Source organism: Flavonifractor sp. (genome assembly GCF_019422385.1).
Lineage (GTDB): Bacteria > Bacillota > Clostridia > Oscillospirales > Oscillospiraceae > Flavonifractor > Flavonifractor avistercoris.
This window is the reverse complement of the sequence record NZ_JAHZDL010000108.1, coordinates 1-7,292: the sequence shown is the minus strand read 5'-3', so window position 1 is coordinate 7,292 and position 7,292 is coordinate 1. Positions and strand designations below refer to the sequence as shown.

Genomic DNA, 7,292 nt, shown 5'->3' with positions numbered 1-7,292 from the left:
AAGGAGACCCTGTCCACCGGCATGCGGCGGGAGGTAGACCGCTGCCGGGCGGCGGTGGAGGCCGCCCTCACCGGCAAAAGCGTGGCGGTGGTGTGCTCCGGCGACTCCGGTGTGTACGGCATGGCGGGTCTGATCTACGAGGTGGCCCAGGAGTACGACCCCATCGACATCGAGGTGGTGCCCGGCATCACCGCCGCCTGCGGCGGGGCCGCCGTGCTGGGGGCCCCTCTGACCCACGACTTCGCCGTGGTGTCCCTGTCCGACCTGCTCACCCCCTGGGAGAAGATCGAGGCGCGGCTCACCGCCGCCGCCCGGGCGGACTTCGTCCTCTGCCTCTACAACCCGGCCAGCAGGAGCCGGCCGGACTACCTCCAGCGGGCCTGCGACATCCTGCTCGCCGCCGGCAAGAGCCCGGACACCGTCTGCGGCACCGTGCGCAACATCGGACGGGCGGGGGAGGAGGCGGGCCTCCTCACCCTGGGCCAGCTGCGGGACACCCAGGTGGACATGTTCACCACCGTGTTTGTGGGGAACAGCCAGACCAAGGTGCTGGGCGGCAAGATGGTCACCCCCCGGGGTTATCTCCAGCGGGAAAATTGAGGAGGGCGCGCCGGGTCGTCTCGCCCCACGGACGCCCGCACACAAGGAGGAGGACGATGGACAAAATCCTATTGTTCGGCGGCACCGGGGAGGGCCGGGCCCTGGCGGAGTGGATGCTCTCAGAGCGCATCCCCTGCACGGTCTGCGTGGCCACAGAGTACGGGGAGACCCTGCTCCCGGACGGGGCGGAGGCCCACGTGGGCCGCATGGACCGGGCGGAGATGGCGGCCCTGATGGCACAGGGCTACGCCCTGGTGGTGGACGCCACCCACCCCTACGCGGTGGAGGTGACGGAGAACATCCGCGCCGCGGCGGAGGCGGCGGGCCTGCCCCGGCTGCGGCTGCTGCGGCAGTCCGGCGGGGGGGACGGCACCCTCCGGGCGGCGGACATGGCCGGTGCGGCGGCGCTGCTGAGGGAGCTGCCCGGCAATGTGCTCCTCACCACCGGCAGCAAGGAGCTGCACCACTTCGCCGTCCCCGGCCTGGCGGAGCGGTGCTATCCCCGGGTGCTGCCCATGCTGGACTCCCTGGAGCGGTGCCTGACGCTGGGCTTTCCGCCCAGGAACATCATCTGCATGCAGGGGCCCTTCTCCAAAGAGCTGAACGTGGCCCTGCTGCGGCAGTACCGGATCAAAACGCTGGTGACCAAGGACACCGGGGGGTACGGCGGCTTCCGGGAGAAGGCCGAGGCCGCCAGAGAGGCCGGCTGCGCCCTGCTGGTGGTGGAGCGGCCCGGCGCGGAGGACGGCCTGACCCTGGAACAGATTCAGGCAGAGATTGCAAGGAGGACGGGCGTATGAAGGTCTATCTCATCGGCGTGGGCATGGGCAACCCGGAGACCCTGACGGTCCGCGCCCTGGAGGCCATCCAGGCGTGCCCCGTGCTGGTGGGGGCCCGCCGCCTGCTGGAGCCCTGGGCGGAGAGCCACGAATGTGTGCCCCTCATCACCGCCGCCGACATCGCCGAGTTCATCGGAAAGACTCCGGAGGGCCCTGTGGCCGTCCTCCTGTCCGGCGACACCGGGTTTTACAGCGGGGCCAAGAACCTGTGGCCCCTGCTGGGCAGCTACGAGGTGGAGACGGTGCCCGGCATCTCCTCCCTCACCTACTTCTGCGCCAGGATCCAGGCCACCTGGCAGGACGCGAAACTGGTCAGCGCCCACGGCCGGGCCCACAACCTGGCGGGGGAGATCCAGCGCAGCGTCAAGACCTTCGCCCTCACCGGCGGGGCCACCAGGGTGGAGGATGTGTGCCGGGAGCTGGTGGAGCGGGGCCTGGGGGAGGTCCGGCTCTCCGTGGGAGAGCGGCTGAGCTACTCCGACGAGCGCATCGTCACCGGCACGGCGGCGGAGCTGGCGGGGGAGAGCTTCGCCGACCTGTCCGTCCTGCTGGCGGAAAATCCCGACCCGGTGGTGCGGCCGTGGAACGGCTCCGGCCTGCCCGACGGGGCCTTCCTCCGGGGGGACGTGCCTATGACCAAGGAGGAGGTGCGCGCTCTGGCCCTGTCCAAGCTGCGGCTGGAGGAACACCACGTGGTGTGGGACGTGGGGGCGGGCACCGGCTCCGTCTCCGTGGAGTGCGCCCTGTCCTGCCCCGCCGGGCGGGTGTACGCCGTGGAGAAGAAGGACGCCGCCCTGGCCCTGCTGGCCGAGAACAGGGCCCGGTTCCACGCCGTCAACCTGGAGGTGGTGGCGGGGACGGCCCCGGAGGCCCTGTCCGACCTGCCCGCCCCCGACCGGGTGTTCCTGGGGGGCACCTCCGGCAGCCTGGAGGAGATTCTCCAGGTGGTGTTCCGCAAGAACCCCGCCGCCCGGGTGGTGTGCACCGCCGTCACCCTGGAGACGGTGGGGGAGGCGGCCAAGTGCTTCTCCCGGCTGGGCAGCCCGGACATGGTGCAGCTCTCCGTTACCCGCACCCGCCCGGCGGGGCGGTACCACCTGATGGACGCCCAGAACCCGGTGTGGATCTTCTCCGGGGAGGGACTGGCATGAGCGCGCCCCGTCTGCTGCTCTGCGCCCCGGCCAGCGGGGGCGGCAAGACCACCCTGACCTGCGCCCTCCTCCAGGCCCTGGTGAACCGGGGGGTGAACCCGGTGGCCTTCAAGTGCGGCCCGGACTACATCGACCCTATGTTCCACAGCGAGATCATCGGGGCAAAGAGCCGCAACCTGGATCTGTTCTTCCTGGGGGCGGACACCACCCGGCATCTGCTGGAGGAGAACAGCCGGGACAGCGGCCTGGCCCTCATCGAGGGGGTCATGGGCTACTACGACGGCATCGGCCTCAGCGCCGAGGCCAGCGCCTGGGATCTGGCCCGCACCACCCGCACCCCGGCGGTGCTGGTGCTGGACGGCCGGGGGCGGGCCCTCACCGCCGCCGCCGTGGTGAAGGGCATACGCGACTTCCGGCCGGACAGCGGCATCGCGGGGGTGGTCCTCAACCGGGTGTCCCCCATGCTCTACCCCCGGCTGAGGGAGGCCATCGAGGGGGAGACGGGTGTAAAGGTCTACGGCTTTCTCCCCAACCGGCCGGACTGCGCCCTGGAGAGCCGCCACCTGGGGCTGGTCACCGCCGCCGAGGTGGCGGGGCTGCGGGAGAAGCTGTCCGCCCTGGCAAAGCAGGCCGAGGAGAGTGTGGACATCGACGGCCTGCTGGCCCTGGCGGCCTCCGCCCCGGATCTGGAGGACAAACCCATGGCCCTGCCGGAGCCGGTGGAGGGGAGGCCCCGCATCGCCGTGGCCAGGGACAAGGCCTTCTGCTTCTACTACGCCGACGGCCTGGCCCTGCTGGAGCGGCTGGGGGCGGAGCTGGTGGAGTTCTCCCCCCTGGCCGACGGGGGCCTGCCGGAGGGGACCTGCGGCCTCTACCTGGGGGGCGGCTACCCGGAGCTGTACGCCGAGGCGCTGGCGGACAACCGCCCCATGCGGGAGGAGGTGCGCGCCGCCGTGCTGGGCGGCCTGCCCACCGTGGCCGAGTGCGGCGGGTTCCTCTACTTAAATCAGACCCTGGCCGACGGGGAGGGCCGGGAGTGGCCCATGGCGGGGGTGTTCCCCGGCCGGGCGGCCAACACCGGAAAGCTGGGCCGGTTCGGGTACATCACCCTGACGGCCCAAACCGACGGCCTGCTGGGCCCGGCGGGGACGAAGATCCCCGCCCACGAGTTCCACTACTGGGACACCGACGCGCCGGGGAGCGCCTTCCGGGCGGAGAAGCCCCAGAGCACCCGGGGCTGGGACTGCGCCTACCACACCCCCACCCTCTACGCCGGGTTCCCCCATTTCCACTTCTGCGCCGCGCGGTCGGCGGCACAGAGATTCGTGGCGGCGGCCCGCCGCTGTCAAAACAATCAGGAGGCATTGTCATGACGCTGGAAGAAGTCATTCAGGGGATCGTCCCCGCCGACCGGAAGGCCATGGACCGGGCAAAGGCCCGGTGGGATTCTATTGCCAAGCCCCTGGGCAGCCTGGGGGCACTGGAGGACGCGGTGATCCGCATCGCCGGCATGACCGGCAGCCCGGACGTGGATCTCTCCCGACGGGCGGTGGTGGTCATGTGCGCCGACAACGGCGTGGTGGCCGAGGGGGTCACCCAGACCGGCCAGGAGGTCACCGCCATCGTGGCGGAGAACATGTCCACCGGGGACACCAGCGTGTGCGCCATGTCCCGCGCCGCAGGCGCGGAGGTGGTGCCGGTGGACATCGGCACCGCCGTCCCGGTGATGGGGGCGCGCATCCGCCAGAAGTGTGTCCGCCGGGGCACCGCCAACATGACCCAGGGCCCCGCCATGAGCCGGGAGGAGGCCGTCCAGGCCATCCTGGCGGGGGTGGAGATCGCCCGGGAGCTGTGCGGCCAGGGCGTCAAGCTGTTGGCCACCGGCGAGATGGGTATCGGCAACACCACCACCTCCTCCGCCCTGGCCGCCGTGCTGCTAGACCGGCCGGTGGAGGATATGACCGGCCGGGGGGCGGGGCTGTCCTCCGAGGGGCTGCAGAGAAAGATCCGGGCCATTGAGACCGCCGTCCGGGTGAACCGGCCCGACCCCGGCGACGTGCTGGACGTGCTCCACAAGGTGGGCGGCCTGGACATCGCCGGGCTGGCCGGCGTGTTCCTGGGGGGCGCCCTGTGCCATACCCCCGTGCTGGTGGACGGATTCATCTCTTCCGTGGCCGCCCTGGTGGCCGCCCGGCTGTGCCCCGACTGCCGGGACTACATGCTGGGCTCCCACGCCTCCGAGGAGCCGGCCAGCCAGCTGGTGCTGGCCGAGCTGAACCTGCGGCCCTTCCTCTACGCCGGGATGCGCCTGGGAGAGGGCACCGGCGCCGTGGCCGTCATGCCCCTGCTGGACATGGGCCTGGCCGTCTACCGGGAGATGACCACCTTTGAGGATACGAACATCGAGGCCTATCAGCCCTTAGTCTAGGGGGGACGTTGTCTGGCTCTTAAAGGCGGCTGACGCTGGATTTCCATCGAACCTGCCCCCGGCAGGTTCGACCCTAGATACGCGGTCACCGCGCCGCCCTATGGGCTGCACAATGACCGCGATACCCCCCTCACCCGCGCCTGCGCGGGTGGTTGCCCGCCGGTGGCGGAGCAAGCAGTGGTGTGCTGTGCAGGCGCGCAAGGTGAATTGCCCCGTAGGGGCAAGAGAAGGCACCCTGGGGTGTGTCCTGCTCCGCACAGATTTTGATTGGATTTCGCCGCGAGGCGGCGAAACTCTGCGAGGCCGTAGGGCGGGGGCTTGCCCCCGCCGATGGGAGGTGCACGCATGCTGATATTGGTATCCGGCGGCGCGGGGAGCGGCAAGTCGGAGTTTGCCGAGGGGGTGGTCACCTCCTCCGGCCTGGACGAGCGGGTGTACCTGGCCACCATGAAGGTGTGGGACGCGGAGAGCGTCCGCCGGGTGGAGCGGCACCGGCAGATGCGGGCGGGGAAGGGCTTTGAAACCCTGGAATGCCCGGAGAACCTGGCGGATGCTGTTCTGCCCTCCGGCTGCGCCGCCCTGCTGGAGGATCTCTCCAACCTGACCGCCAACGAGTTTTTCGGAGAGCAGGGCCGTCAGGGGGCCTTTGACCGGGTGCTGGCGGGCATTGACCGCGCCGCCGGGCAGGCCGGGCTGCTGGTGGTGGTGACCAACGAGCTGTTCTCCGACGGGATGGACTACGACCCGGACACCCTGGCCTATCTGGACGTGCTGGCCCGGCTCAACCGGGCCGTGGCCGCCCGGGCCGACGGGGTGTACGAGGTGGTCTGCGGAATTCCCGTGGCCTGGAAGGGGGAGAAGCCGTGAAATCTGTCATCATCGCCTTTGCCATGTACTCCAAGCTGCCCATGCCCCGGGTGGACTGGGAGAAAAAGGCCCTGTCCTGGGCCCTGTGCTGGTTCCCCCTGGTGGGGCTCTTCATCGGGGTTGCCTTGCGGCTGTGGCTGGCTCTGGCCCGCTGGCTGGGCTTCGGGGACATCTTCACCGCCGCCTTTGCCCTGCTGCTCCCCATCGCCCTCAGCGGCGGCATCCATCTGGACGGCTTCTGCGACACCTGCGACGCCCTGTCCTCCCACCAGAGCCGGGAGAAGAAGCTGGAGATTTTGAAGGACTCCCACACCGGGGCCTTCGCTATCATCTGCTGCGGGCTGTATCTGCTCGTGTTTTTCGCCGCCTGGTGCCAGGTGGAGGCGGCGGGGCGGACCGCCCTGGTCCTCGGCCTGGGGCCGGTGCTGTCCCGAAGCCTGTCCGGCCTGTTCGCCGTCACCCTGCCCAACGCCCGGGGCACCGGCCTGCTGGCCACCTTCACCGGCCCCATGGACGCGGCCAGGGCGAGGGTGGTGCTGGCGGTGTGGGCCATCGCCGCCGCTGCGGCCATGGTATTCCTGTCCCCCTGGACGGGGGTAGGGGTACTGGCGGGCGCGGCCCTGGCGTGTGTGTACTATGTGGCCACCGCCAAACGGCAGTTCGGCGGGGTTACCGGTGACCTGGCCGGGTTCTTCCTCCAGCTCTGCGAGCTGGGCATGGTGCTGGGGGCGGTAGTGGCCCAGCGGATTGAGGTGTTGGTATGATTCTCATCATCGGCGGCGCGGGCCAGGGCAAGCTGGACTACGCCCTGGAAAAGACCGGGTGCGGCCCCGACCAGGTGGCCCGCACCCCGGAGGAGGCCCGCACAAAGCCCATCTTTGCCGGGCTGGAGCAGTGGCCGGAGCTGGACGAGAACGAGCTGCTCTCCGCCAACCCGGAGATCGTCCTGATCTGCGATGAGGTGGGCTGCGGCGTGGTGCCGGTGGATCCGGCGCAGCGAAAGCGGCGGGAGCAGGTGGGGCGGCTGTGCTGCCGCCTGGCGAAGCGGGCGGAGCGGGTAGAGCGGATCTTCTGCGGCCTGCCCATGGTTTTGAAAGGAGAGGGCCCATGGAACTGATTTTGATCCGCCACGGCACCACCCAGGGCAACCTGGAGAAGCGGTTTATCGGCACGCTGGACGTGCCCCTGCTCCCCCAGGGGGAGGAGCTGGCCCGGCGGGTGGGGCCCACCCTGCCCGGGGTGGAGCACATCTACCGCAGCCCCCTCCGGCGGTGCCTCCGGACGGCGGAGCTGCTGTGGCCCGGGGTGCCCATGACGGTGGTGGACGAGCTGCGGGAGAGCGACTTCGGCCCCTTTGAGGGGAAGAACCACGAGGAGCTGAAGGACGACCCCCTCTATCAGGCGTGG

The 7,292-nt window shown here is 70.4% G+C and carries 9 protein-coding genes; all 9 read left to right on the top strand.

Annotation, left to right across the window (positions count from 1 at the left end; translation table 11 throughout):
• On the top strand, positions 1-600 hold a 600-nt coding region (gene cobJ, locus QZ378_RS11570), incomplete at its 5' end, for a precorrin-3B C(17)-methyltransferase (RefSeq protein WP_291258375.1).
• A gap of 56 nt (positions 601-656) precedes the next feature.
• Positions 657-1,400 (top strand): precorrin-6A reductase, encoded by a 744-nt coding sequence (gene cobK, locus QZ378_RS11565; protein WP_291258374.1) that lies wholly within the window; start codon positions 657-659, stop codon positions 1,398-1,400.
• Positions 1,397-2,590, top strand: coding sequence for a precorrin-6y C5,15-methyltransferase (decarboxylating) subunit CbiE (cbiE, locus tag QZ378_RS11560; protein WP_291258373.1), 1,194 nt, complete (start codon positions 1,397-1,399; stop codon positions 2,588-2,590). The genes cobK and cbiE overlap by 4 nt, the downstream gene beginning before the upstream one ends.
• Complete coding sequence (locus QZ378_RS11555) at positions 2,587-3,963, top strand: cobyrinate a,c-diamide synthase (protein ID WP_291258372.1); 1,377 nt, start codon at positions 2,587-2,589, stop codon at positions 3,961-3,963. Before cbiE ends, QZ378_RS11555 begins: the two co-directional genes overlap by 4 nt.
• Positions 3,960-5,018, top strand: coding sequence for a nicotinate-nucleotide--dimethylbenzimidazole phosphoribosyltransferase (gene cobT, locus QZ378_RS11550; RefSeq protein WP_291258371.1), 1,059 nt, complete (start codon positions 3,960-3,962; stop codon positions 5,016-5,018). Before QZ378_RS11555 ends, cobT begins: the two co-directional genes overlap by 4 nt.
• Before the next feature lie 345 nt (positions 5,019-5,363).
• Positions 5,364-5,885 (top strand): bifunctional adenosylcobinamide kinase/adenosylcobinamide-phosphate guanylyltransferase, encoded by a 522-nt coding sequence (locus tag QZ378_RS11545; protein WP_291258370.1) that lies wholly within the window; start codon positions 5,364-5,366, stop codon positions 5,883-5,885.
• Positions 5,882-6,649 carry an adenosylcobinamide-GDP ribazoletransferase gene (locus tag QZ378_RS11540; protein ID WP_291258369.1) on the top strand — a complete coding sequence of 256 codons (768 nt, stop codon included), beginning with the start codon at positions 5,882-5,884 and terminating at the stop codon, positions 6,647-6,649. The genes QZ378_RS11545 and QZ378_RS11540 overlap by 4 nt, the downstream gene beginning before the upstream one ends.
• Positions 6,646-7,002: a bifunctional adenosylcobinamide kinase/adenosylcobinamide-phosphate guanylyltransferase gene (locus QZ378_RS11535; protein ID WP_291258368.1), complete on the top strand. Its 357-nt coding sequence runs from the start codon at positions 6,646-6,648 to the stop codon at positions 7,000-7,002. Before QZ378_RS11540 ends, QZ378_RS11535 begins: the two co-directional genes overlap by 4 nt.
• On the top strand, positions 6,993-7,292 hold a 300-nt coding region (locus QZ378_RS11530; RefSeq protein WP_291258367.1), incomplete at its 3' end, for a histidine phosphatase family protein. The genes QZ378_RS11535 and QZ378_RS11530, both read left to right, overlap by 10 nt.

Bases quoted from the DNA above. Each gene is read 5' to 3' on its own strand.
- QZ378_RS11535 (WP_291258368.1), top strand. From the start codon at position 6,646: ATGATTCTCATCATCGGCGGCGCGGGCCAGGGCAAGCTGGACTACGCC.
- QZ378_RS11545 (WP_291258370.1), top strand. From the start codon at position 5,364: ATGCTGATATTGGTATCCGGCGGCGCGGGGAGCGGCAAGTCGGAGTTT.
- cobK (WP_291258374.1), top strand. From the start codon at position 657: ATGGACAAAATCCTATTGTTCGGCGGCACCGGGGAGGGCCGGGCCCTG.
- QZ378_RS11555 (WP_291258372.1), top strand. From the start codon at position 2,587: ATGAGCGCGCCCCGTCTGCTGCTCTGCGCCCCGGCCAGCGGGGGCGGC.
- cobT (WP_291258371.1), top strand. From the start codon at position 3,960: ATGACGCTGGAAGAAGTCATTCAGGGGATCGTCCCCGCCGACCGGAAG.
- cbiE (WP_291258373.1), top strand. From the start codon at position 1,397: ATGAAGGTCTATCTCATCGGCGTGGGCATGGGCAACCCGGAGACCCTG.